Here is a 21,397-nt window from a genome sequence, read left to right as displayed (position 1 = left end):
CGGCGGGGGGTTGGGGGGCGGGGGGGGGGGGGCGCCCCCCCCCGGAGGGGGTCCGGGCGCAGCCCGGGGAACGGGTGAAGGGCGGGTAGGGGACCTCCGCTCCGCGCAGCGGCACCCACCGGCACCAGCCACCCGAACCGGCCCCGCCCCGCCACCCGCCGGACGGAGTCCGGCGCCGCGGCGCGAAGCAGGTGAGGCCCCCTGGGGCCGAGCCGCGCGAGCGGCGCGTCAAGGAGGGGTCAGAGGTAGAGGCCCGCCTCCGAGGACGGCTGTGCGGGGAGCACCGCCGCCGGCCCCGTCCCGCGCCGGAGGGCGAAGAGTTCGGCCAGGGTGGCGCCCTCGCGGGAGACGCCCTCGTCCGTGCCGAGCCAGTCCACCGCCTCCCGGTGGGTCAGCCGGCCGACCTCGATGCGGGCCAGGCACCGCCCCGGGCGGACCACCGCGGGGTGGAGGCGTTCGAGGTCCTCGTTCGTCGTGACGCCGACCAGGACGTTGCGGCCCTGCCCCAGCAGACCGTCCGTCAGGTTCAGCAGCCGGGACAGCGCCTGACCCGCCGTGTGCCGGGCCTCGCCGCGGATCAGCTCGTCGCAGTCCTCCAGCAGCAGCAGCCGCCACCGGCCCTTCGCCGTGCCCTCGTCCTCGCCGATGGCGATGTCCATCAGGTAGCCCACGTCGTTGAACAGCCGCTCCGGGTCCAGGACGCAGTCCACCTGGCACCAGTCCCGCCACGACCGCGCCAGCGTGCGCAGCGCCGAGGTCTTGCCGGTGCCCGGCGGCCCGTGCAGCAGGAGCAGCCGGCCGGCGATGTCGTCCGGGGTGACCTTCATCAGCCGGTCCATCGCCAGCGCCACCGGCGCCGTGTAGTTCGGCCGGACGTCCTCCCACGTGCCCGCGGAGATCTGCCGGGTCGTGCGGTACGGGCCGCGGCGCGGGGAGACGTACCAGAAGCCCATGGTGACGTTCTCCGGCTGCGGTTCGGGCTCGTCCCGGGCCCCTTCCGTGGCCTCGCCGAGCACCTTCTCCGCGAGTTCGTCGCTGACCGCCGTCACGGTCACGTCCGCCCCCCGGCTCCAGCGGGAGACCAGGACCGTCCAGCCCTCGCCCTCGGCGAGCGTGGCGCTGCGGTCGGTGTCGCGGGCCGCGCGGAGCACGGTGGCGCGCGGGGGCAGCAGGGTGGCCTCCGCCTTCACCCGCTCGATCGTGACGCTCTGCGCGTACGGCTGCTCGCCGGTCGCGAACCGGCCGAGGAACAGCGCGTCGACGACATCCGACGGTGAGTCGCTGTCGTCGACATGGAGCCGGATCGGCAGCGCGTCATGCGGGTCTGCTGGCATGGCGCCCATGATCCGGCACGAAGTGCCCCCACGCACCCGTGTTTCGCCGGATCGGGTGGACGGGTTCCCTCTTCAAACCCGGTTCGGGGTGAAGATTCCCGCCCCGAACATTCTTGGCATGAACACTTCCGGCCGTGCCCGGCTGCTTGTACCACGGACTCAGTGGTAACCCCCCCCACAAGGAGCCGCACACCCATGAGCAAGAGAATGTCGCGTTTCGCTGCCTTGACCTCCTCCCTGTTACTCGCCGCGGGCGCCGCCCTGTTCGGCGCCGGCCAGGCGTCCGCCGCGCAGGCCGACTTCGGCTACGTGGCCCTCGGCGACTCGTACTCCTCCGGCGTCGGCGCCGGCAACTACGACAGCTCCAGCGGCAGTTGCAAACGCACCAGCCGCGCCTACCCTGCCCTGTGGGCCGCCGCCCACTCCCCGCAGACCTTCTCCTTCACCGCGTGCTCGGGCGCCCGCACCGGTGACGTCCTCTCGGGCCAGCTCGGCCCCCTCAACTCCGGCACCGACCTCGTCAGCATCACCGTCGGCGGCAACGACGCGGGCTTCTCGGACGTGATGACGACCTGCGTCCTGCAGTCCGAATCGACCTGCGTCAACCGGGTCAACGAGGCCAAGCGGTACGTCGACACCACCCTCCCCGGCCAGCTCGACCAGGTCTACGACGCGATCCGGGGCCGCGCCCCCTCCGCCAAGGTCGTCGTCCTCGGCTATCCCCGCTTCTACAAGCTGAACGGCACCTGCGTCGCCGGCCTGACCGAGGGCGAGCGCACCGCCATCAACGGCGCGGCGGACTACCTCAACGCCGCCATCGCCAAGCGCGCCGCCGACCACGGCTACACCTTCGCCTCGGTCGCCGGAGCCTTCACCGGCCACGAGATCTGCTCCGGCAGCGCCTGGCTGCACAGCGTCAACTGGACCAACATCGGCGAGTCGTACCACCCCACGGCCGCCGGGCAGTCCGGCGGCTACCTGCCCGTCTTCTCCGGCAAGGTCTGATCCGCGGGGCACGTCACCGAGGGCTGACGCCCGCGCTCGGCGTGGGCGCGGGCGTCGGTGTCGGCGTCCCGGCCGGGGAACCGGAGGGCCCGGGTGAACCGGGGGAGGAGGTCCCGCCCGTCGGGGTCTCCTCCACGCACGTCAGGGAGTACTCCAGCCACGCCGAAGCCGTCTGCGCCGGCGCCCGGACCTCCAGCCGTACCGCGTCGCGGAAGCTCGCGCCCGCCGGATCGCCGGGCTCGGTGTGGTTCAGCTGGCGGGTGCGCGCCCCGCCCTCCTCGTACACGATGCTCTGCCAGTCGGAGGCCGGCCCCCCGCCCGCACCGCGCCGGACCCAGCGGTACTCCACCACCGCCGGGGTCCGGGCCACCTCGACGGTCCCGGTGAAGGCGGGCGCGGCCGCCTCGGCGGGCGGGCAGCTCCCGCGGTACTCGGGGCGCGTGGCGTGGGCGTACAGGGTGACGCCCTGCGCGGCGGTGGCACCGGCGGACGCCGAGGCCGAGGCCGAGGCGGAAGCCGACGGGGAGGCGGACGGGGACGCCGAGGGTGACGCCGAGGGCGAGGGGGTGCCACCCGGCCCCTCCCCGCCCCAGGTGTCCCGCAGCAGCAGCCACCCCAGCAGGACCAGCCCCAGCAGCAGCACCACGATCCCCAGGGTCAGCACCGCACCCGCCGGCCCGCGGGAGCCGCCCCCGGGCTCCGGCGCGGGCGACGGCACCGGCACCGGCACCGGCGGGGTCTGCCCGTACCCGGGCCCGTAACCCGGCCCCGGCCCCGCCCCGGCTCCCGCCCGCGCGGCGACCGTCGGCGCGGTCGGCCCCGACGCCGGCGACACCGGCCCGCCGGGGTCCCGTACCGCCCCGCCCGCGCCGACGATCCGCAGCATCCGGGCGGCCTCGGCGGCGGACAGCCGCTCGGCCGGATCCTTGCGCAGCAGCCCCTCCAGCACCGGCTCCAGCGGCCCGGCCCGGCGCGGCGGGGGCAACTCCGAGTCCACGACCGCCTGCAGGGTGGACAGCGGGGTGTCCTTGCGGAAGGGCGAGACCCCCTCCACGGCCGCGTAGAGCATCACCCCGAGCGACCACAGGTCCGACTCGGGGCCGGGCTCGTTGCCCAACGCCCGTTCCGGGGCCAGGAACTCGGGGGATCCGACCACCTCGCCGGTCATGGTGAGCGCGGCGGAGCCCTCCAGCCGGGCGATCCCGAAGTCGCTCAGCACCACCCGGCCGTCATTGGCGACCAGCACGTTGGCCGGCTTCACGTCCCGGTGCAGCACCCCGGCGCCGTGCGCGGAGCGCAGCGCGGCCAGGACCTGTTCGCCGATGTGCGCGGCCCGCTGCGGGGTCATCGGGCCCTCGCCCTCCAGCACCTCCGCCAGGGAGAGGCCCCGCACCAGCTCCATCACGATCCACGGGCGGCCCTCCTCGCTCGCGACGTCGTAGACCGTGACCACCCCGCGGTGCGAGACGCGGGCGGCCGCCCACGCCTCCCGCTCCAGCCGCCGGTACATCCGCTCGACCTCGGCCGCGTCCAGCCCGGCGGGCGCGCGCACCTCCTTGACGGCGACCTCGCGGCCCAGCACCTCGTCACGGGCCCGCCAGACCACGCCCATGCCGCCGCGCCCCAACTGGCCGAGCAGCCGGTACCGGCCGGCGATGACACGCCCGGCGTCCCCGCTTTCGCTACCGTTCACGCGAACCCCCCTGCGTCACCGGGTGATCACTCCAAGTTAGCGCAGTACCCGCCGGGAGGCCCCCGTCGTGACGACACTGTCACCGACCGCTGCGCGAGACCCCCGAAGTCGGCCCGATGGTACGGAGAGTGACGGTCGACTCCGCTGAGTAATCGTCAACTACCCGTAATTACAGGGGTAATTCACACCACCGGGATACCCGCGGACGTTGCGGGGGCGATAGGGTTACCCTGCCCGGGCCGGGTGCCCTCGTACGGGTGGGGAGAGATCATGGAACAGATAACGATGCGCAGCAGGCCGCCCCGCGTGCCTGCCATCACCTGCGGCAGCAGCGCGGTCAGCTCACGCCTCGACCGCCACCTCGCCGTGCTGGGCGGTCCCGCCGTCCCGCGCCACGAGGTCGCCGAGGCGACGCTGCTGATGCGCGAGCTCACCTCGCGCGACCACACCCACGTCCAGCGGAGCCGGAGCGCGCGCGTCGCGCTGTTCGCGCCGCTGCGCAGGCTGCGGCGCACGCTCTTCGGCAGCCGCCGCACCTGACCGTCCGCGCAGCCGGTCCCCCGTCCGGCTGCGACCCGGCCCCGTCCCCCCGTCCGGCGTCTTCCGGGAATCCCCGGCGCCACCCCGGCCTCAGGCGACCACACCGTCCCGGCGCAGTGCCGTGATCTGCGCGCCCGTCATCCCCAGGGCGTGCAGCAGGGCGTCGGTGTGTTCGCCGAGCGCGGGTACCGCACCCATCCGCGGTTCCGCGCCGCCCGGCAGCCCGATCGGCGGCAGCAGTGCCCGCAGCGGGCCCGCCGGCGTATCCACCTCCCGCCAGCGGTCCCGCGCCGCCAGCTGCGGGTGCCCGGCCAGCTGTGCCACCGAGTTGAGCCGCGCACAGGCGATCCCGGCCGCCTCCAGTCGCGCCACGGCCTCGTCCGCGCCGAGCCGGCCGAGGGCCTCCGCCACCACCGCGTCCGTCTTCTCCCGCCCCCGCGTGCGGGCCGCGTTCGTCGCGTACGCCGGATCCTCCGCCAGGTCCGGCCGGTCCAGGACCTGGACCGCGAGGCGCCGCCACTCCCGGTCGTTCTGCACCGACAGCAGCACCCGGTCCCCGTCGGCCGTCGCGTAGGCGTCGTACGGCGCGATCACCGCGTGCGCGAGGCCGGTCCGTACGGGCTGCTCGCCGCCGTGCATCGTATGGTGCAGCGGATGCCCCATCCACTCCGCGAGCGCGTCCAGCATCGACACCTCCACCGGCCCGCCGCGCCCGGTGACGCCGCGGCGCAGCAGGGCGGCCAGCACCCCGGAGAAGGCGTACATGGCGGCCGCGATGTCCGCCGCCGGGATGCCCGCCTTCACCGGCCGCTCGGGTGTGCCGGTCACCGAGACCAGCCCCGCCTCGCACTGCACGAGCATGTCGTAGGCGCGCTTGTGGGCGTACGGGCCCTCCGGGCCGTAGCCGGAGACGTTGACGGCGACCAGGCGCGGGTAACGGGCGCACAGCGCGGCCGCGTCGATCCCGAGCCGGGCGGCGGCCCCGTGCGCGAGGTTCTGCACGAAGACGTCGGCACCGTCGAGCAGGCCGTGGAGCACCTCCAGCCCGCGGGGGTCCTTCAGGTCGAGGGCGAGGGACTCCTTGCCGCGGTTGGCCCACACGAAGTGCGAGGCCAGGCCCTGGGCGGCGGTGTCGTAGGCGCGCGCGAAATCGCCGCCGTCGGGCCGCTCGACCTTGATCACCCTGGCGCCGAGGTCGGCGAGCTGGCGGGTGGCGAAGGGGGCCGAGACGGCCTGTTCGACGGCGACGACGGTGAGCCCGGCGAGGGGGAGGGGTTCGGTAGCCATGGGGTCTGCCTACCGGGTGGAAGCCGGGTCTGTCACCCGTGTCCGGAGCCCAAGTCTGATGGAATGTCCGGATTGTATGCGTAAGGTGCGGGCGTCCGCCGTCGCGCCGTACCGAAGGGTCGCCCATGAGAGCCCCGACCGCCGCCGCATCCCCCGCCCGCTCCGCAGCCCGGCGGGTGGCGGCCGTCGCGATAGCGCTGCTGGCGGGCGTGGCGGTGGCGACGGCTCCGGCGGGGGCGGCGGGGCGCGTACCGGACCCGGTGACCGTGAACGCGTCCGGTGCCGACGGCGTCGTGACGAGCTCGGCGGGCTGTCCCGCCGGACCGCTCACCGGCGGCCGGACGCTCAGCGGCAGTGACACGCTGGATGCCGGCGTCTTCTCCTCGCTGCCCACCCAAATGGCCGTCAATCTGCCCTTCCGCGTCGGCGGCGCGCAGTCCGCGCTCCCTCCGGAGGGCATCCATGTCACCCTCACCAACGCGCGGGGGTCCATGACCGTGCGGCTGGACGGCGGTACCTGTGACGCGCCCGAGCTCCTGTACAACGGGACCGTGGCGTCGGGGGCCGCAACCTGGCAGGTCGTACCGGACTCCACCTCGACGAACGCCTACCGAAACGCGTCGGGCAGCGGGTTCTTCTCGGTCAACGCCGACGTCACTCTGGGTGGCGGCAAGCCTTGGGGCCTGGACCTCCTGGGGAACATCAGCCTCCTCCAGCCGCAGATCGCCGTCACCCACCGCGCCTACTGGGGCGGCCTCGGCAACTACCTCTCCCGCACGCTGAGCGTCGAGTACCGGATCCGGAACACGGGCTCCGGCGACGCCTTCAACGTCAAGCTCCTCGACGCCCTGCCCACGGGGTCCGGGATCACCCGGCTCGGCCCGGTACCGCAGACGGTGGGCTCGATCCGGTCCGGGGCCACCGCCTCCGTGGTCGTCCGCTACCGGGTGTGCGGGATCGCCGTCGTCGGCTGCCGCTTCACCGCGGGCACCCAGACGTCCCTGACGGACGCGCTCGACGGCAACCCGCAGACGGCGGCCGTCCCGGTGGCGGTGCAGGTGCCGATCGCGCCGGTCCCGTAACACCCCCGGAGGGAGCGGTCCCTGACCGGTCCTCAGCCCCGGCCGCGCGCGAACCGGCGCGTGGCCGGCGGCACGGCCAGGAGCAGGAGCAGCAGCGACCACAGCACCGCGCCCGCCACCGGATGCGACGCGGGCCAGGCCGCGCCCGGTGCCGTGGCCGCCCCGCCCGCGTTGCCGCACAGTTCCCGGACGGCGGTGGCGACGGCGCTGATCGGGTTCCACTCCGCGACCGTCCGCAGCCAGCCGGGCAGTCCGGCCGTCGGCAGGTACGCGCTGGACAGCATCGGCAGGATGAAGGTGGCGCTGCCGAGCTGGCCCGCGGCCTCCTCGCTGCGGCTCAGCAGCCCGAGGTAGGTGCCGACCCAGGCGGTGGCGAAGCGGAACAGCAGCAGCACGCCGAGCGCCCCCAGGGCTCCGGGCAGCCCGTTCTCCACCCGCCAGCCCATCGCCAGCCCCACCAGCATCAGCGGCACCATCGACACCGCCGTGGTCAGCAGGTCGGCGGTGGTCTGCCCCAGCGGGACCGCGGCCCGGCTCATCGGCAGCGTCCGGAAGCGGTCCATGACGCCCCGGTGGACATCCTGCGCGGCCGTGAACATGCCGGTCATCAGGCCGTTCGCGGCGGTCGCGGCGAGCAGCCCGGGCACCAGGAACTCGCGGTACTCGGACCCCGGCATCGCGAGCGCGCTGCCGAACACGTAGCCGAAGAAGAGCAGCATCATGATCGGCATGGTCTGGGTCAGCACCAGCAGGGCCGGGGCGTGCCGGGCCTTCTGGAGCTGGCGGGTGAGGACGGCGCCGCCGTCCGACAGCAGGGTGGTCATGCCGCGTGCTCCTTCTCGTCCGGGGTGGCGGAGGGGATCCGGGTGAGGCGCAGGAAGACCTCGTCGAGGGTGGGCGGGCGCAGGCTCGCGTCGGTCACCGGGATCCCGGCTGCGTCGAGTTCGCGGATGATCCGGGGCAGGGTGAGCCCGCCGTCCAGGACGGTCACGCCGACGGTGAGCCGCTCCTCGTCCAGGGCGGGCCGCCCGCCCGTGAGCCGGTCCAGGACCACTGCCGCGCCCGCGAGGGCGGCCGGCTCGGTGACGGTGACCTCGGCGCGGGCGCCGATCCGGGCCTTGAGGCCGGCCGGGGTGCCGGTGGCGACGGCCCGGCCCCGGGCCACGACGACGATGTCGTCGGCGAGCCGGTCGGCCTCCTCCAGGTACTGGGTGGTCAGCAGCACGGTGGTGCCCTCGTCGGCGAGGTCGCGCACCGCCGTCCAGATCTGTTCGCGGGCCGCCGGGTCCAGCCCGGTGGTGGGTTCGTCGAGGAAGAGCACCCGGGGGCGGGTGACCAGCCCGGCGGCCAGGTCCAGGCGCCGCCTCATGCCGCCCGACCAGGTGGCGGCCACCCGGTCGGCGGCCTCGCCGAGGCCGAACCGCTCCAGCAGCGCGTCCGCGCGCTCGCGCCCGGCCCGTCCCCGCAGACCGGCGAGGCGGGCGAACAGCCGGAGGTTCTCCCGGCCCGTCAGGTCCCCGTCGACGGAGGCGTACTGGCCGGTGGCGCCTATGGCGCGGCGTACGGCGGCCGGGTCGGCGGTGACCTCGTGGCCGGCGACCAGGGCGCGTCCGGCGGTGGGTGCGGTGAGCGTGGTGAGGATCCGCACGGCGGTGGTCTTGCCCGCGCCGTTGGGGCCCAGCAGTCCGCAGACGGTGCCCTCCGGCACGGCCAGGTCGAGCCCGCGCAGGGCGTGCACCTCGCCGTAGTGCTTCTCCAGACCTTCACTAAGTACAGCGTACGTAGTTGTCATGCGTCGCACCCTATCGCACTACGTACGGTGTACGTAACTAAGATGGGGCGGAGACGAACGACGAGGTGATGTGACCGATGACAGCCGGCGGGCGCCCCGCTGAACCCGAAGTGATCTGGGCCCGCCCGCAGCGGGCCGGCCGCGGGCCCCGGCCCGCGCACAGCCGCGACTCGATCGCGGCCGAGGCCGTACGGATCGCCGACGCGGAGGGGATCGAGGCCGTTTCCATGCGGCGGGTGGCGGCCGGGATCGGCGCCGGGACGATGTCCCTGTACAACTACGTCCCCCGCAAGGAGGACCTGTACGAGCTGATGGTGGACGCGGTCAGCGCGGAGTACGACCTCGCCCCGCCGACCGGCCGCTGGCGCGAGGACCTGCTCGCCCTGGCCCGGCAGACCCGGGACGTGATGCACCGCCACCCCTGGCTGCCCCGGCTGCTGAGCCCGGTCCACGGCTTCAGCCCCAACGCCCTGCGGTACCTGGAGCACAGCCTGGCCTGCCTGGAGCCGCTGGAGGCGTCGGGGGCCGAGAAGCTGGAGCTCATCGCCGCCGTCAACGGCACGGTGGCCACCTTCGTGGCGGGGGAACTGGCCCTGGCCGAACGGGCCCGCTCGCTGCCCTGGAGCGAGGCCGCCGAGGAAGGCGTACGGACGGCCTGGCTCGGCTCGCGGCTGGCGACGGGGGAGTACCCGAGGCTCACGGCGGCCCTCACCGAGGGCACACCGGTGACCGCCGCCGGGACGGACATGACGGACGTCTTCGACCGCGCGGTGTCCCGGCTGCTGGCGGGGTGGTCCTGAGAGGGCCCCGGAGAGGGGTCAGAGCAGCGCGAACTGCCCGCCCGGCCCCTCCTCCTGGTGGTCCAGCACCGAGGCCGGACGCCGGGCCCAGCGAGGCGGCGGCAGCACCCCGGCGGCCTCCAGCTCCGCGGCCGGCAGCAGCGGCCCGGGAACGAACGCCGCCCGCTCCGGCGCCAGGGCGGCCAGCAGCGCCAGCGTCGTCACCAGGGCCAGCAGCTCCGAGGTCCAGGACTGCGGCCACTCGGCCGGCCCCAGCCCCTCCAGGCCGCCGGCCCCCGGATCCCGGTGCGCGCAGCGGGCGCCGAACCACGCCTCCAGCACCCGGACCCCCTGCACCTCGTACTCCCAGGCCTCCACCGGGACGGGGGAGACGGCCCCGTCCCCGAGGGTCAGCGTCTCGGACTCCGGCTCGTAGCCGAGCCCCGCGGGCCAGGCCGTCACCGCCGCCCGGACGTACGGCCGCCGCCCGCCCGGCAGCCGGGGCGGCTCCCCGCCGCGCGCCCCGCGCAGCTGGACCGTCAGCAGCCGGTGGCCCAGCTCCAGGCCGGCCCGCCAGCGCTCCGGGTCGGCCGCCAGCGGGACCTCGTACCCCCGGGGCCCCGGCCGCCCGGCGGCGAGGACCCAGCACAGCACGTCCTCCGGGGTGACCCAGCCGCCGTGGCGCCCGCCGAGCAGGGGCAGCAGGCCCGGCGCCAGGTTCGGCTCGGCCCCGCCGGGGCGCCGGTGCAGCGGGCGGATCCGGCCGAGCCGGCCCGCCGGGAGGTGGGCGGTGGCCAGCAGGCCGGGCGCCTCCAGCAGGAACACCTGCTGAGCGTCGCGCACCCGCCACAGCTCGGGGCGGGCGGAGTCGATGAGCCGCTGGTCGGGCAGCAGCCACTGCTCGTCGAAGGGCGCACGGAGCACCCGTACGGGGTCCGGGAACGCGCCGGGCGCGTCGGCGAAACGGGCGGTGGCCGAGCGCTGGCCGGGCAGCGCGGCCGCCCCGGCGGAGGGCGTACGGGTCCGGCTCGGGCGGAACAGCCGCTCCCGCTCCGCCCCTTCGGCGCCGGTCAGGGCCGTCCACCGGGCGCGCAGGGTGGCGGGATCGGGCGCCGCCACCCAGTCCCGGCCCAGGCGCAGGCCGCCCACGGCCCAGGGCATCAGATCGTCCAGCAGCGGTACGTCAGCGCTCACCCGGCAGATGGTAGCGACGGCCCGGCGGGGCGGGGCCGTGTCCCGGCCGAAGCGTTACGCTCCTTATATGCGTATACGTCCCGTACGTACGCACCCGTTCCGACCGAGGAGCCGGTCATGAGCATGTACGACGAGTATTCGACCCCGTCGCAGGCCGAGGGCGAGCGGCTCGACGAGGACATGGACGAGCGGGAGAAGATGCAGCGGCACCCGCAGACCATGCGCACCACGCCCTCCCAGGCCGAGGGCGAACGTGTCACAGAGGAGAACGAGCAGCAGAAGTAGGAGGTTCCCGGAGCCCGGAGCCCGGAGCCCGGAGCCCGGAGCCCGGAGCCCGGAGCCCGGAGCCCGGAGCCCGGAACCGGCTCAGGGTGCTTCGACGGTCACCGTGAAGGAGAACCGGTCGCCCCGGTACCGGATCCGGGCCACGTCCACGACCCGCCCGTCCTCGTCGTAGGTCACGCCGGTGTAGTGCAGGATCGGGCTCAGCAGCGGGACCTCCAGCAGCTCGGCCGTGACCGGGTCGGCGAGCCGCGCCTCCACGGTGTCCGTGATCCGGCTGATCCGCACGCCGACCACGTCGCGCAGCACCTTGGTCATCGGCCAGCGCTCCAGGTCGGCCAGGTCCACGGCGTCGGCGAGCTCCGGACGGACCGCGTTCTCCGCCCAGTTGGTGGGCTCCCCGCTCTCCCCGTCGCGCCGGAGCCTGCGGTACGTGACCACCTCCGCCGTGTCCGGGAAGTGCTCCAGCAACTCCCCGGCCACGGGCGTGCGCTCACGGCCCAGCACCGTCGTCAGGTCACCCGACTGCTGGGCCACGATCGCGTCCACCGAGCCGAGCAGCCGCACCGGGGCGCTGCGCATCGCGCCCGGCTCGATGAAGGTCCCGCGCCGCCGGTGCCGGCTGATCAGGCCCTCGCCCTCCAGCTCCTTGAGCGCCTGGCGCATGGTCAGGACGCTCACCCCGTAGTGCTCGGCGAGCTGCTCCTCGGTCGGCAGCCGCAGCGAGGCGTCCGGAGTGCGCCCCAGTATCGAGGCGCGCAGGGACTGGGACACCTGGTACCAGAGCGGCAGCTTCCGGTTGAGTACCAGGGAGTCGGGGGCGAAGGCGGTCACGGGTCGTTCTCCGTACGGGCCGGCCGTCATCGGACGACGGGGCGGGGCGGTGCGCAGGGGGACACCGGCATGTTAGGCGCGGAAGTGCCGCTGGAGACCCTCCCATACGTCGTCGTAACCGCGCTGGAGGTGCTCCGCCCCCGCCGCCTGGGGGGTGGCGGTGATCGGCCAGCGGGTCTCGAACATGAAGGCCAGGCCGTCGTCGATCTTCTGCGGCTTCAGCTCGGCGGCGCTGGCCTTGTCGAAGGTCTCCCGGTCCGGACCGTGCGCGGACATCATGTTGTGCAGCGAGCCGCCGCCCGGCACGAACCCCTCCGCCTTGGCGTCGTAGGCGCCCTCGATCAGGCCCATGTACTCGCTCATCACGTTGCGGTGGAAGTACGGCGGGCGGAAGGTGTCCTCGCCGACCAGCCAGCGCGGGGCGAACACCACGAAGTCCACGCCCGCCAGCCCCGCGGTGTCGGAGGGCGAGGTCAGCACGGTGAAGATCGACGGGTCGGGGTGGTCGTAGCTGATGGACCCGATCACGTTGAACTTGCGCAGGTCGTAGACGTACGGGACGTGCGTGCCGTGCCAGGCGACGACGTCGAGCGGCGAGTGGCCGTAGGTCGCGGTCCAGAGGTTGCCGCAGAACTTGTTGACCACCTCGGTCGGACGCTCCACGTCCTCGTACGCGGCCACCGGAGCCCGGAAGTCCCGCGCCGCGGCCAGGCCGTTGGCGCCGATCGGGCCGAGGTCCGGCAGCTCGAACGGCTGCCCGTAGTTCTCGCAGACGTAGCCGCGGGCGTCGCCGTCCAGCAGCTCGACGCGGAAGCGGACGCCGCGCGGGATCAGCGCCACCTCGCCCGGGCGGGCGCTCAGCAGGCCGAGCTCGGTGCGCAGCAGCAGGCCGCCGCGCTCGGGGACGATCAGCAGCTCGCCGTCGGAGTCGCTGAAGACCCGGTCGGTCATGTCGGCGTTGGCGGAGTAGAGGTGGACGGCCATGCCGGTGCGCTGGGTGGCGTCGCCGTTGCCGCCGAGGGTCCACAGGCCGGAAAGGAAGTCGGTGCCGGGGGCCGGGTCGGGCAGCGGGTTCCAGCGCAGCCGGTTGGGGTCCGGGACGGCCTCGGTGAAGGGCGCGGTGCGCAGGGCGCCGTTGTCCACGCGGGTGAACGCCGGGTGGGCGGCGGAGGGGCGGATCCGGTACAGCCACGACCGGCGGTTGTGGCGGCGCGGCTCGGTGAAGGCGCTGCCGCTGAGCTGCTCGGCGTAGAGGCCGAGGGCGGCGCGCTGGGGGGAGTTGCGGCCGAGCGGGAGAGCGCCGGGCACGGCCTCCGAGCTGTGCTCGTTCCCGAAGCCGGTGAGGTACTCCAGCGCCTCCGCCGTCTTCCTGGCCTGCTCACTCATGGGCTGCTCCCGCTCCCTCGAAGGAATCCTATGGTCGACAGTAGGATTCCGGGCCCCTCCCCGTCAACGCCCTCTTGCGGCCACCGGCCGAAACCTCCGCCGGGCCGGGGCGGGCCGGAGGGGCTCCACCGGCCCGCCGGGCCGCCCGCCGGTCGGCGCCCCCGCCCGGCCGCCACCTCAAGCCGCCCGCTCGCTGGCGCCCGCCCGCCGTCCCCGCCCGCCCGCCATCCCCGCCCGGCCTCCGCCTCTGCCCGGCCGCCACCCCAAGCCGCCCGCCCGCTCGCTGCCGCTCGCCCGCCGTCCCCGCCCGGCTGCCGCCCCGGCCCCCGGCCCCCGGCCGCCCCGCCCGTCGCCCCCCCGGCCCGCGCCGCAGGCATTCGCGCAACGATCCGGTCACCGCCCGGAGGGACCCCGCACGGGGGGATCCCAAAAGATGAACATTGCTCTACTCTCTCGCGCATGTCGTGGACCCGCAGGTTCCCTGCCGTGCCGGCGGCGCTCCTCGCCGCCCTCCTCGCCTTCCTGTCCCTCCTCGCCGCCGCGCCCGCCGCCCGCGCGCACGAGGAGCGCCCCGTCACCCTCCCCGACGGCACCGGATCCGTCCCCGCCTACCGGACGGCGGCCGAGCCCGACCTGCTGGTCTGCAAGACCGACCGGCCCGCCTTCGAACGCCGCGTGGCCGGCTTCCCGCCGCAGCTCCGGCAGCGCAACCTCGACCTCTACGAGCGCTGCGAGAAGAGCGGCTACCGCCACCTCCAGCAGGCCGTGGACGCCGTCGACCGGCCGGGGATGAACATCGCGATCCTGCCCGGCCTCTACGAGGAGGAGCCCTCCCTGCCCGCACCCGCGGGGGAGTGCGCGAACCTCAAGGCCCCCGACTCCTCACTGGGCTACCAGATCCTGTCCTACGAGCAGCAGGAGAAGTGCCGCCACAACCAGAACCTCGTGGCCATCCTCGGCAAGACGAACCTGCAGATCGAGGGCACCGGAGCCGCCCGCACGGACGTCGTCGTCGACGCCGGGTACCAGAAGCTGAACGCCATCCGCGCCGACCGGTCCAACGGCATCTACTTCCGGAACTTCACCGCGCAGCGCACCACCTTCAACTCGCTGTACGTGCTCGCCGGCGACGGCTTCGTCATCGACGACGTCCTGACCCGCTGGAACGACGAGTACGGCTTCCTGACCTTCGCCAGCGACCACGGCCTCTACAAGAACTGCGAGTCCTACGGCAACGGCGACTCCGGCATCTACCCCGGCAGCGCCTCGAACATCAACGACGGCCGCGGCTACGACGTGCCCCGCTACTCCATCGAGATCACCGGCTGCCGCAGCCACCACAACATGGTCGGCTACTCCGGCACCGCCGGGGACTCGGTGTGGGTCCACGACAACGAGTTCGACCAGAACATGGGCGGCGCCTCGATGGACAGCGCCTTCCCCGGACACCCCGGACTCCCGCAGAACCACGCCCGCTTCGAACGCAACCTCATCCACGACAACAACGCCGACTACTACCACTACGTCGCCGACGGCACCTGCGCCAAACCGCCCGCCGAACGCGGCTACGAGCAGGGGGTGGTCTGCCCGCAGATCTCCATGCCGCCCGGCACCGGCATCATCACCGCCGGAGGCAACTGGAACCTCTACGAGGGCAACTGGGTGTACGGCCACCGGCGCGCGGGCTTCTTCCTCAGCGCCGTCCCCGCCTTCATCCGGGGCGAGGAGAAGTGGTCCAAGCAGACCGACACCTCCCACCACAACCGGTACGCGGGCAACGTGCTCGGCAAGGACAGGTCCGGGGCCTCCCGGCCCAACGGCACCGACGTGTGGTGGGACGGCCAGGGCCGCGGGAACTGCTGGCAGGACGGCCCCGACGGCTCCACCCCGGGCACGCTTCCTCAGTGCGGGAAGGAACGCGGCCAGGTCAGCGGCTCCGCGGCCCGCCTGGTGGGCGAACCGGTGAAGCTGACCCAGCTGATGGTCTGCGCCGACTACAACGTCCAGGCCCGCAAGCTCCCGGCGGGCTGCGACTGGTACGGCGCCCGGGGCCTGGAGCGGGTCGAGACGCAGATCGCGGTGGCGGTGGCGGCGGTGCTGCTGCTCGTCGGCGGCACCCTGTGGTGGCGGCGCCTGCGCGGCTCCCGGCTGGGCACGGCTGCCTCGCTGTCAGGCCTGGCCGGGCTGGCCCTGGACGTGGCCGGCTCCACGACGCCCCTGACCGACACCCCCGTCCCGGCACTGGCCCTGCTCCTGCTCGGCCTGTGGTGGACCGGCGCCGGCCTGGCACTGCGCCCCCAACGCCCCTGGCTGGCGCGCCTCACCCTGCTCCTGGGCGCCCTGACCCTGCTGGACGCCTTCGACAAGGCGGTCCTGATGATCCCGTGGATCCCGCTCAGCCCCGCCTGGGTACGGGTCCTGGTCGCGGTGGTGTGGGTGCTGTGGGCGGTCGTCGCGTCGGCCCGCCCGGGCCCGGCCGCCCCCGCCCGGCCCGCCGGCCCGGGCGACGACCCGTCCGGCGACCGCACCCCCGTCCCGGCCGGCCCGGCCCCCGGCCTGACCACCACCGCCGACACCCACGGCAGCCCCGCCTGACCCGCCCCGCCGGCCGGCCCGGGGGGCCGCAGGCCCCGCCCGGGGCTCGCCATCCTGCCCGGGGAGGGGCCGGCGGCCCCCCGGCCCGCTCCCGGCCAGAACGCCCGCGGCCCTCGCCCCGCCGCCGGCCCGGGGGTCGCGGCCCCGCCCGGCCGTCATCCGGCCCGGGGCCCGCCCCGCCCCCGCCCGCCCCGTCCCACCCCCGGAGGCCCGCAGTGAACGTGCCCGCAGAGACCCGCATCCGGTGCGACGTGTGCCGGACCCCCGCCCCCCGGACCCGCCGCCGCCCCGCCCGCACGGCGGCGCTGGTGGCCCTGCTCCTGCTGCTCGCGGGCGGCGCGGCGACGGGCTGCGGCGGCCGGGCCACCACCCACCACAAACCCGGCACCACCCACGAACAGGCCACCGGCGGCGCCGGCACCCTGCTGGACACCCAGGACGCCGGCGGCCACCGCCTGCGCGAGGTCCCGGCCCGGGGGGCACCCCAGGTGAAGCTCACCGCCCGCCCCGACTCCGAGGACGGCTGGAACCTCCAACTGGCCGTGACCGGCTTCCGCTTCACCCCCGACAGCGTCGGCGGCGCGGCACTGACCGGCGCCGGCCACGCCCACCTGGAACTCGACGGCCGCAAGCTGGCCCGGCTGTACGGCCCCTGGTTCCACCTGCCCGCGACGCAGGTGCCCGAGGGCACGCACACCCTGACCGTCCGCCTGTACGCCGACGACCACACGGCCTGGGCCGTCGCCGGCAAGCCGGTCGAGGCGGCCGTCGAGCTGACCGCGGGCCCCCCGGGCCAGGGAGCCCACAGCCACCCCGCACCCGCCCCGACCGGTTCCCCGGCGACGCCGGCACCACAGGCGACCCCGCCCGCCCCGCCGACTGACCGGACCGTCACCCTCGCGGTCCGGGACGGAAAGGTGGTGCCTGCCATCGGCCGCACCGAGCTGAAGCGCGGCGAACGCCTGGCCCTGCGCGTCACCAGCGACCGCGCCGACACCCTGCACGTCCACGGCTACGACAAGGAACTCGCCCTGCCCGCCGGCCAGGAGGCCACCCTGGTCCTGACGGCCGACCGCACGGGCCTGTTCGAGGTCGAGACCCACGAGTCCCGGCTCGTCCTGACCCAGCTCCTCGTCCGATGAGCCCGGCGGCACCCGTGGTCCTTCCCCCGCCCGGCCCGTCGGCCCTGCTCGCGCACGGCATCGGCTCCCAGCACGACCTGCCGATCTCCCCCTTCTACGCCTTCGCCGGCGCCTTCACGGCCCTGTTCGTCTCCTTCCTCGCACTCGGCCTCCTCTGGTCCGCCTCCCGCTTCCGCGGCGACCGCTCCGGCCTCGCCCTGCCCGCCGGGCTCCAGCGGGCGGCCGACGCGCCGGCCACCCGCACCGCCCTGCGCGGACTGGGCCTCGCCGCAGCCCTCGCCGTGCTCCTCCACCTCCTCCTCGGTCCCGACGACCCCGCCCGCAACCCCGCTCCCGGCGCCGTCTACGTCCTGCTGTGGGTCGGGATCGTGCCCGCCTCCCTCCTCCTCGGCCCCGTCTGGCGCCTCCTCAACCCGCTGCGCACCCTGCACCGCCTCCTCGCCCGGGTCCGCCGCCGCCCGCCCGGGGCCGGCCGCCCCCTGCCGCCCCGGACCGGCCAATGGCCCGCCGCCGCCGGACTGTTCGGCTTCACCTGGCTCGAACTCGTCGCTCCCGATCCCGCATCGACCACCACCCTCCTGTGCGCCCTCACCGCCTACACCGCCGCCCACCTGCTGCTCGCCGCCCGCTTCGGCGAGGGCTGGTTCGCCGAAGCCGACGCCTTCGAGGTCTACTCCGACCTCCTGGCCAGGCTCTCCCCCCTCGGCCGCCGCAGCGACGGCCGCCTGGTCCTGCGCAACCCCTTCCACGGACTCGACGCGACGCCCGAGCGGCCCGGACTCGTCGCCACCGTCTGCGTCCTGCTCGGCTCCACCGCCTACGACGGCTACTCCGACAACCCCGCCTGGATCGACACCCTTCAGACCTCCCCCCTCGGCCGCACCCCCACGGCCACGCTCGGACTGCTCGCCTCCGTCGCCTTCGTCGCCACCCTGTACTGCCTGTGCGCGGCGGCCACCCGCCTCGTCAGCGGCCCGCACCCCCGGCCGCTGACCGCCTTCGCGCACTCACTCGTGCCGATCGCCCTCGGCTATCTCACCGCCCATTACTTCTCCCTCCTCGTCACCGAAGGACCACGTACGGTAATCATGGCACTCGGCACTGACAACGCCCCCGATCCCAGTCCCCCCTTGGGTCCGGGCGCTCTCGCCGCCCTCCAGGTGGTCGCCGTCGTGGCCGGTCACGTACTCGGCGTCATCGCCGCGCACGACCGTTCCGTACGCCTCTTCCCCCCGGCGAAGGCGGTGGCGGGCCAACTGCCGCTGCTCGCGCTGATGATCACGTACACGATCGGCGGGCTGACCCTCCTCCTGAACTGAGGAGCGGGGACCCGCACCACTGGACCCACGAGCCAGGAGCGGCATGATGGACCCCGTGCCTCCCGCCCACCCCCTGCGCAGGACCCCGGTCCAGCAGCGCAGCGCCGACCGCCTCGCCCGGATCCTCGACGCCTGCGCCGAACTCCTCGACGAGACCGGTTACGAGAACCTCAGCACCCGGGCCGTCGCCCTTCGGGCCGGCGTGCCCATCGGCTCGGTCTACCGCTTCTTCGGGAACAAGCGGGCCATGGCCGTCGCCCTGGCCCAGCGCAACCTGGAGCAGTACGCCGAGGGCATCGAGCGGCGGCTCGCCCTGCTGCCGGCCACGCACTGGCGGCCCGTAGTGGACGCCGTGCTGGACGAGTACCTGGCCATGAAGCGCAGCGTCCCCGGCTTCGCCCTCGTGGACTTCGGGGTGCCCGCCCCGCCCTCCGAAGGGCCCGCCTCCGACCCCAACCACCTGGTCGCCGCCCGCCTGACCGGGCTGCTGTGCACCCACCTCGGGCTCACCCCGGACCCCGGACTGTCCCGGGCGGTCCTGGTGGCCGTCGAGGCCACCGACGCGCTGGTCCAGCTGGCCTTCCGGGCCGATCCGGCCGGCGACCCCGGCATCGTCGCCGAGACCCGGGCGATGATGCACGCCTACCTGGCCCGCGTCCTGGACTGACCCCACGGGACCGGATCCTCCGGCTCCCGCCGGGCTCTCCGGCTCCCCCCAACCCCTTGGCTCCCCCCGACCCCTTGGCTCCCCCCGCATCCGCTCGGGAGCAACCGGGTGCCGCAACCCCCTCCCCTCCGTGCCTACCGGTCGGTATGCTCGGGCCCCGCCGTGCCCGCGCCGCAGCCTGCCGCCCCCAGGAGGGCCCATGCCCCGCACCGCCCCGCGCATCTGCCCCCTCTGCGAGGCCACCTGCGGCCTCACCCTCACCATCGAGGGCACCACCGTCACCGGAGCCCGGGGCGACCGCGACGACGTCTTCAGCCGCGGCTTCATCTGCCCCAAGGGGGCCGCCTTCGGCGCCCTCGACGCCGACCCCGACCGGCTGCGCACCCCCCTCGTCCGCCGCGCCGGACGGCTCCGCGAGGCCACCTGGGACGAGGCCTACGACGCCGTCGCCGCCGCCGTCCCCGCCCTCGTCCAGGACCACGGCCCCCAGGCCGTCGGCATCGTGCTCGGCAACCCCAACGTCCACACCATGGCCGGCGCCCTCTACCCGCCGCTCCTCGTCAACACCCTCGGCACCCGCAACCTTTTCACCGCCAGCACCCTCGACCAGATGCCCAAACACGTCTCCAGCGGGCTCCTGTTCGGCGACCCCTTCGCCATCCCCGTGCCCGACCTCGACCGCACCGACTTCCTCCTGCTCGTCGGCGCCAACCCCGTCGAGTCCAACGGCTCCCTGTGCACCGCCCCCGACTTCCCCGGCAGGCTCAAGGCGCTCCGGGCCCGGGGCGGCACGCTCGTCGTCGTCGACCCGCGCCGCACCCGCACCGCCAAGCTCGCCGACACGCACCTCGCGCCCCGCCCCGGCAGCGACGCCCTGCTGCTCGCCGCGCTCGCGCACACCCTGCTCGCCGAGAAGCTCGCCGACCCCGGAGCGCTCACGGAACACACCGAAGGACTCCGGGAACTCGCCGACGCCCTCGGGAGTTTCACTCCTGAGGCGGTCGCCCCCGCCTGCGACCTGCCGGCCGACCGGATCCGCACCCTCGCCCGGGAGCTGGCCGCCGCGCCGACCGCCGCCGTCTACGGGCGGATCGGCAGCTGCACCGTCGAGCACGGGACGCTCGCCAGCTGGCTGGTGGACGTACTGAACATCCTCACGGGCAACCTCGACCGCCCCGGCGGGGCCCTCTTCCCGCTCCCGGCGGCCGGTCCGCGCCCCCGGCCCGCCGGGCCCGGCAGGGGGTTCGCCCTCGGCCGCTGGCACAGCCGGGTCAGCGGGCACCCCGAGGTCAAGAGCGAACTGCCCACCGCCGCCCTGGCCGAGGAGATCGAGACCCCGGGAGAGGGCCGCATCCGCGCCCTGATCGCCATCGCGGCCAACCCCGTGCTGTCCGCCCCCGACGGCCGGCGGCTCGACGCGGCCCTCGCCGGGCTCGACTTCATGGTCAGCGTCGACCCGTACCTCAACGAGACCTCGCGCCACGCCCACGTCGTCCTGCCCCCGCCGCCGCCCTCGCAGAGCGCCCACCACGACTTCGCCTTCAACGGGTTCGCCGTCCGCAACCAGGTCCGCTACACCCGGCCCGCCGTCCCCCTCGAAGCGGACCGGCTCGACGAGTGCGAGATCCACGCGCGACTCGTCCTCGCCGTCTCCGGCATGCACGGCTCCGCCCAGCCGTCCGCCGTCGACGACATGGCGATCCGGGCCGCCCTCGCCAAGGAGACCGCCGATCGCCGCTCCCCGCTCCACGGAGCGGACCCGGCCGCCCTGGCCGGGCAGCTCACCGGCGAGTCCGGACCGGAGCGCCGACTCGACCTGATGCTCCGGCTCGGCCCGTACGGAGACCTGTTCGGCGCCGCCGACCGGCCGGAGGGGCTCAGCCTGCAGCGGCTCCTCGCCCACCCGCACGGCATCGACCTGGGCCCGCTGCGGCCCCGGCTGCCGGGCCTCCTGCGGACCCGCAGCGGCAGGATCGAGCTGCTCCCGGAGCCGATCGCGGCCGAGCTCCCCGGGCTGCGCGCGGCGCTTGCCGCCCGCCCCGCCGCCCTGGTGCTCGTGGGCCGCCGCCACCTGCGCTCCAACAACAGCTGGCTGCACAACGTCCCGGCCCTCACCGGAGGTTCCAACCGGTGCACCCTCCAGGTCCACCCCGCCGACGCGGACCGGCTCGGCCTGGCCGACGGAGGCCGCGCCCGCGTCACCGCCGACGGGGGCAGCCTGGAGGCGCCGGTGGAGGTCACCGACGCGGTCCGCACGGGCGTGGTCAGCCTCCCGCACGGCTGGGGCCACGACCGTGACGGCACCCGGCTCGCGGTGGCCGGAGCCGAGCCGGGGGTCAACGTCAACCAGCTGCTCGACGGCACCCGCCTCGACCCGCTCTCGGGCACGGCGGTGCTCAACGGCTTCCCCGTCACCCTGACACCCCTGCCCTGAGCTGGGGTTTTGCTCGTATTGCTCACGCGTGG

General features: G+C 74.9%; 18 protein-coding genes. 10 read left to right on the top strand and 8 right to left on the bottom strand.

From position 1 onward, the window contains the following. Window positions 1–239 precede the first annotated feature (239 nt). A complete protein-coding gene (locus tag ACQKM2_RS31430; RefSeq protein ID WP_386272350.1) occupies window positions 240–1,334 on the bottom strand; it encodes a DUF5925 domain-containing protein in 1,095 nt (364 codons plus the stop codon). A 195-nt stretch (window positions 1,335–1,529) separates the two neighbouring features. Here ACQKM2_RS31430 and ACQKM2_RS31425 point away from each other — a divergent pair, with 195 nt between their 5' ends. Further along, window positions 1,530–2,339, top strand: a complete 810-nt coding sequence (locus tag ACQKM2_RS31425; protein WP_427715706.1) for an SGNH/GDSL hydrolase family protein — start codon at window positions 1,530–1,532, stop codon at window positions 2,337–2,339. A gap of 13 nt (window positions 2,340–2,352) precedes the next feature. Here the strand turns inward: ACQKM2_RS31425 and ACQKM2_RS31420 are convergent, their stop codons facing one another. Beyond that, window positions 2,353–4,032 (bottom strand): serine/threonine-protein kinase, encoded by a 1,680-nt coding sequence (locus ACQKM2_RS31420; protein WP_427715705.1) that lies wholly within the window; start codon window positions 4,030–4,032, stop codon window positions 2,353–2,355. Between the two features lie 270 nt (window positions 4,033–4,302). Between ACQKM2_RS31420 and ACQKM2_RS31415 the strand changes: the two genes are divergently transcribed. Further along, entirely contained in the window at window positions 4,303–4,572 is a 270-nt protein-coding gene (locus tag ACQKM2_RS31415; RefSeq protein ID WP_125816285.1) for a hypothetical protein, read from the top strand. Between the two features lie 90 nt (window positions 4,573–4,662). Here the strand turns inward: ACQKM2_RS31415 and ACQKM2_RS31410 are convergent, their stop codons facing one another. Then, window positions 4,663–5,859 carry a CaiB/BaiF CoA transferase family protein gene (locus tag ACQKM2_RS31410; RefSeq protein ID WP_427715702.1) on the bottom strand — a complete coding sequence of 399 codons (1,197 nt, stop codon included), beginning with the start codon at window positions 5,857–5,859 and terminating at the stop codon, window positions 4,663–4,665. A 125-nt stretch (window positions 5,860–5,984) separates the two neighbouring features. Between ACQKM2_RS31410 and ACQKM2_RS31405 the strand changes: the two genes are divergently transcribed. Next, window positions 5,985–6,941 (top strand): hypothetical protein, encoded by a 957-nt coding sequence (locus ACQKM2_RS31405; protein ID WP_427715701.1) that lies wholly within the window; start codon window positions 5,985–5,987, stop codon window positions 6,939–6,941. A gap of 32 nt (window positions 6,942–6,973) precedes the next feature. On the opposite strand, the gene ACQKM2_RS31400 is transcribed toward ACQKM2_RS31405, so the two are convergent. Then, entirely contained in the window at window positions 6,974–7,765 is a 792-nt protein-coding gene (locus ACQKM2_RS31400) for an ABC transporter permease (RefSeq protein ID WP_427715698.1), read from the bottom strand. Next, a complete protein-coding gene (locus tag ACQKM2_RS31395) occupies window positions 7,762–8,733 on the bottom strand; it encodes an ATP-binding cassette domain-containing protein (protein ID WP_427715695.1) in 972 nt (323 codons plus the stop codon). The genes ACQKM2_RS31400 and ACQKM2_RS31395 overlap by 4 nt, the downstream gene beginning before the upstream one ends. Before the next feature lie 77 nt (window positions 8,734–8,810). Between ACQKM2_RS31395 and ACQKM2_RS31390 the strand changes: the two genes are divergently transcribed. Continuing rightward, window positions 8,811–9,533, top strand: a complete 723-nt coding sequence (locus ACQKM2_RS31390; protein ID WP_427715693.1) for a TetR/AcrR family transcriptional regulator — start codon at window positions 8,811–8,813, stop codon at window positions 9,531–9,533. Between the two features lie 18 nt (window positions 9,534–9,551). Here the strand turns inward: ACQKM2_RS31390 and ACQKM2_RS31385 are convergent, their stop codons facing one another. After that, window positions 9,552–10,673 (bottom strand): type ISP restriction/modification enzyme, encoded by a 1,122-nt coding sequence (locus tag ACQKM2_RS31385; RefSeq protein ID WP_427715716.1) that lies wholly within the window; start codon window positions 10,671–10,673, stop codon window positions 9,552–9,554. A 150-nt stretch (window positions 10,674–10,823) separates the two neighbouring features. On the opposite strand from ACQKM2_RS31385, the gene ACQKM2_RS31380 reads away from it, so the two are divergent. Then, window positions 10,824–10,991, top strand: coding sequence for a hypothetical protein (locus tag ACQKM2_RS31380; RefSeq protein WP_427715691.1), 168 nt, complete (start codon window positions 10,824–10,826; stop codon window positions 10,989–10,991). An 81-nt stretch (window positions 10,992–11,072) separates the two neighbouring features. On the opposite strand, the gene ACQKM2_RS31375 is transcribed toward ACQKM2_RS31380, so the two are convergent. Beyond that, window positions 11,073–11,822, bottom strand: coding sequence for a GntR family transcriptional regulator (locus ACQKM2_RS31375; protein WP_042800699.1), 750 nt, complete (start codon window positions 11,820–11,822; stop codon window positions 11,073–11,075). A 72-nt stretch (window positions 11,823–11,894) separates the two neighbouring features. Then, the gene (gene hmgA / locus ACQKM2_RS31370) at window positions 11,895–13,208 is read right to left on the bottom strand and encodes a homogentisate 1,2-dioxygenase (RefSeq protein ID WP_427715689.1); all 1,314 of its coding nucleotides are present in this window, start codon (window positions 13,206–13,208) and stop codon (window positions 11,895–11,897) included. Between the two features lie 459 nt (window positions 13,209–13,667). Here hmgA and ACQKM2_RS31365 point away from each other — a divergent pair, with 459 nt between their 5' ends. From ACQKM2_RS31365 to ACQKM2_RS31345, 5 genes are all read left to right on the top strand, one after another. Then, entirely contained in the window at window positions 13,668–15,803 is a 2,136-nt protein-coding gene (locus ACQKM2_RS31365) for a right-handed parallel beta-helix repeat-containing protein (protein WP_427715687.1), read from the top strand. Window positions 15,804–16,024: 221 nt separating this feature from the next. Beyond that, window positions 16,025–16,945: a hypothetical protein gene (locus tag ACQKM2_RS31360; protein WP_427715714.1), complete on the top strand. Its 921-nt coding sequence runs from the start codon at window positions 16,025–16,027 to the stop codon at window positions 16,943–16,945. Next, window positions 16,942–18,264, top strand: coding sequence for a hypothetical protein (locus tag ACQKM2_RS31355; RefSeq protein WP_427715685.1), 1,323 nt, complete (start codon window positions 16,942–16,944; stop codon window positions 18,262–18,264). Before ACQKM2_RS31360 ends, ACQKM2_RS31355 begins: the two co-directional genes overlap by 4 nt. A gap of 46 nt (window positions 18,265–18,310) precedes the next feature. Beyond that, the gene (locus tag ACQKM2_RS31350; protein ID WP_427715682.1) at window positions 18,311–18,931 is read left to right on the top strand and encodes a TetR family transcriptional regulator; all 621 of its coding nucleotides are present in this window, start codon (window positions 18,311–18,313) and stop codon (window positions 18,929–18,931) included. Window positions 18,932–19,130: 199 nt separating this feature from the next. Beyond that, window positions 19,131–21,365 carry a molybdopterin-dependent oxidoreductase gene (locus ACQKM2_RS31345; RefSeq protein ID WP_427715681.1) on the top strand — a complete coding sequence of 745 codons (2,235 nt, stop codon included), beginning with the start codon at window positions 19,131–19,133 and terminating at the stop codon, window positions 21,363–21,365. The last annotated feature ends 32 nt before the right edge of the window (window positions 21,366–21,397 follow it).

This window comes from Streptomyces sp. NPDC004126 (assembly GCF_050275515.1).
GTDB lineage: Bacteria > Actinomycetota > Actinomycetes > Streptomycetales > Streptomycetaceae > Streptomyces.
This window is presented reverse-complemented; position numbering and strand designations above follow the sequence as displayed.

Coding starts and splice junctions, on each gene's coding strand:
- ACQKM2_RS31390 (WP_427715693.1), top strand. CDS start 8,811: ATGACAGCCGGCGGGCGCCCCGCTGAACCCGAAGTGATCTGGGCCCGC.
- ACQKM2_RS31385 (WP_427715716.1), bottom strand. CDS start 10,673: ATGCCCTGGGCCGTGGGCGGCCTGCGCCTGGGCCGGGACTGGGTGGCG.
- ACQKM2_RS31350 (WP_427715682.1), top strand. CDS start 18,311: ATGGACCCCGTGCCTCCCGCCCACCCCCTGCGCAGGACCCCGGTCCAG.
- ACQKM2_RS31430 (WP_386272350.1), bottom strand. CDS start 1,334: ATGCCAGCAGACCCGCATGACGCGCTGCCGATCCGGCTCCATGTCGAC.
- ACQKM2_RS31410 (WP_427715702.1), bottom strand. CDS start 5,859: ATGGCTACCGAACCCCTCCCCCTCGCCGGGCTCACCGTCGTCGCCGTC.
- ACQKM2_RS31355 (WP_427715685.1), top strand. CDS start 16,942: ATGAGCCCGGCGGCACCCGTGGTCCTTCCCCCGCCCGGCCCGTCGGCC.
- ACQKM2_RS31425 (WP_427715706.1), top strand. CDS start 1,530: ATGAGCAAGAGAATGTCGCGTTTCGCTGCCTTGACCTCCTCCCTGTTA.
- ACQKM2_RS31415 (WP_125816285.1), top strand. CDS start 4,303: ATGGAACAGATAACGATGCGCAGCAGGCCGCCCCGCGTGCCTGCCATC.
- ACQKM2_RS31400 (WP_427715698.1), bottom strand. CDS start 7,765: ATGACCACCCTGCTGTCGGACGGCGGCGCCGTCCTCACCCGCCAGCTC.
- ACQKM2_RS31380 (WP_427715691.1), top strand. CDS start 10,824: ATGAGCATGTACGACGAGTATTCGACCCCGTCGCAGGCCGAGGGCGAG.
- ACQKM2_RS31405 (WP_427715701.1), top strand. CDS start 5,985: ATGAGAGCCCCGACCGCCGCCGCATCCCCCGCCCGCTCCGCAGCCCGG.
- ACQKM2_RS31365 (WP_427715687.1), top strand. CDS start 13,668: ATGTCGTGGACCCGCAGGTTCCCTGCCGTGCCGGCGGCGCTCCTCGCC.
- hmgA (WP_427715689.1), bottom strand. CDS start 13,208: ATGAGTGAGCAGGCCAGGAAGACGGCGGAGGCGCTGGAGTACCTCACC.
- ACQKM2_RS31345 (WP_427715681.1), top strand. CDS start 19,131: ATGCCCCGCACCGCCCCGCGCATCTGCCCCCTCTGCGAGGCCACCTGC.
- ACQKM2_RS31395 (WP_427715695.1), bottom strand. CDS start 8,733: ATGACAACTACGTACGCTGTACTTAGTGAAGGTCTGGAGAAGCACTAC.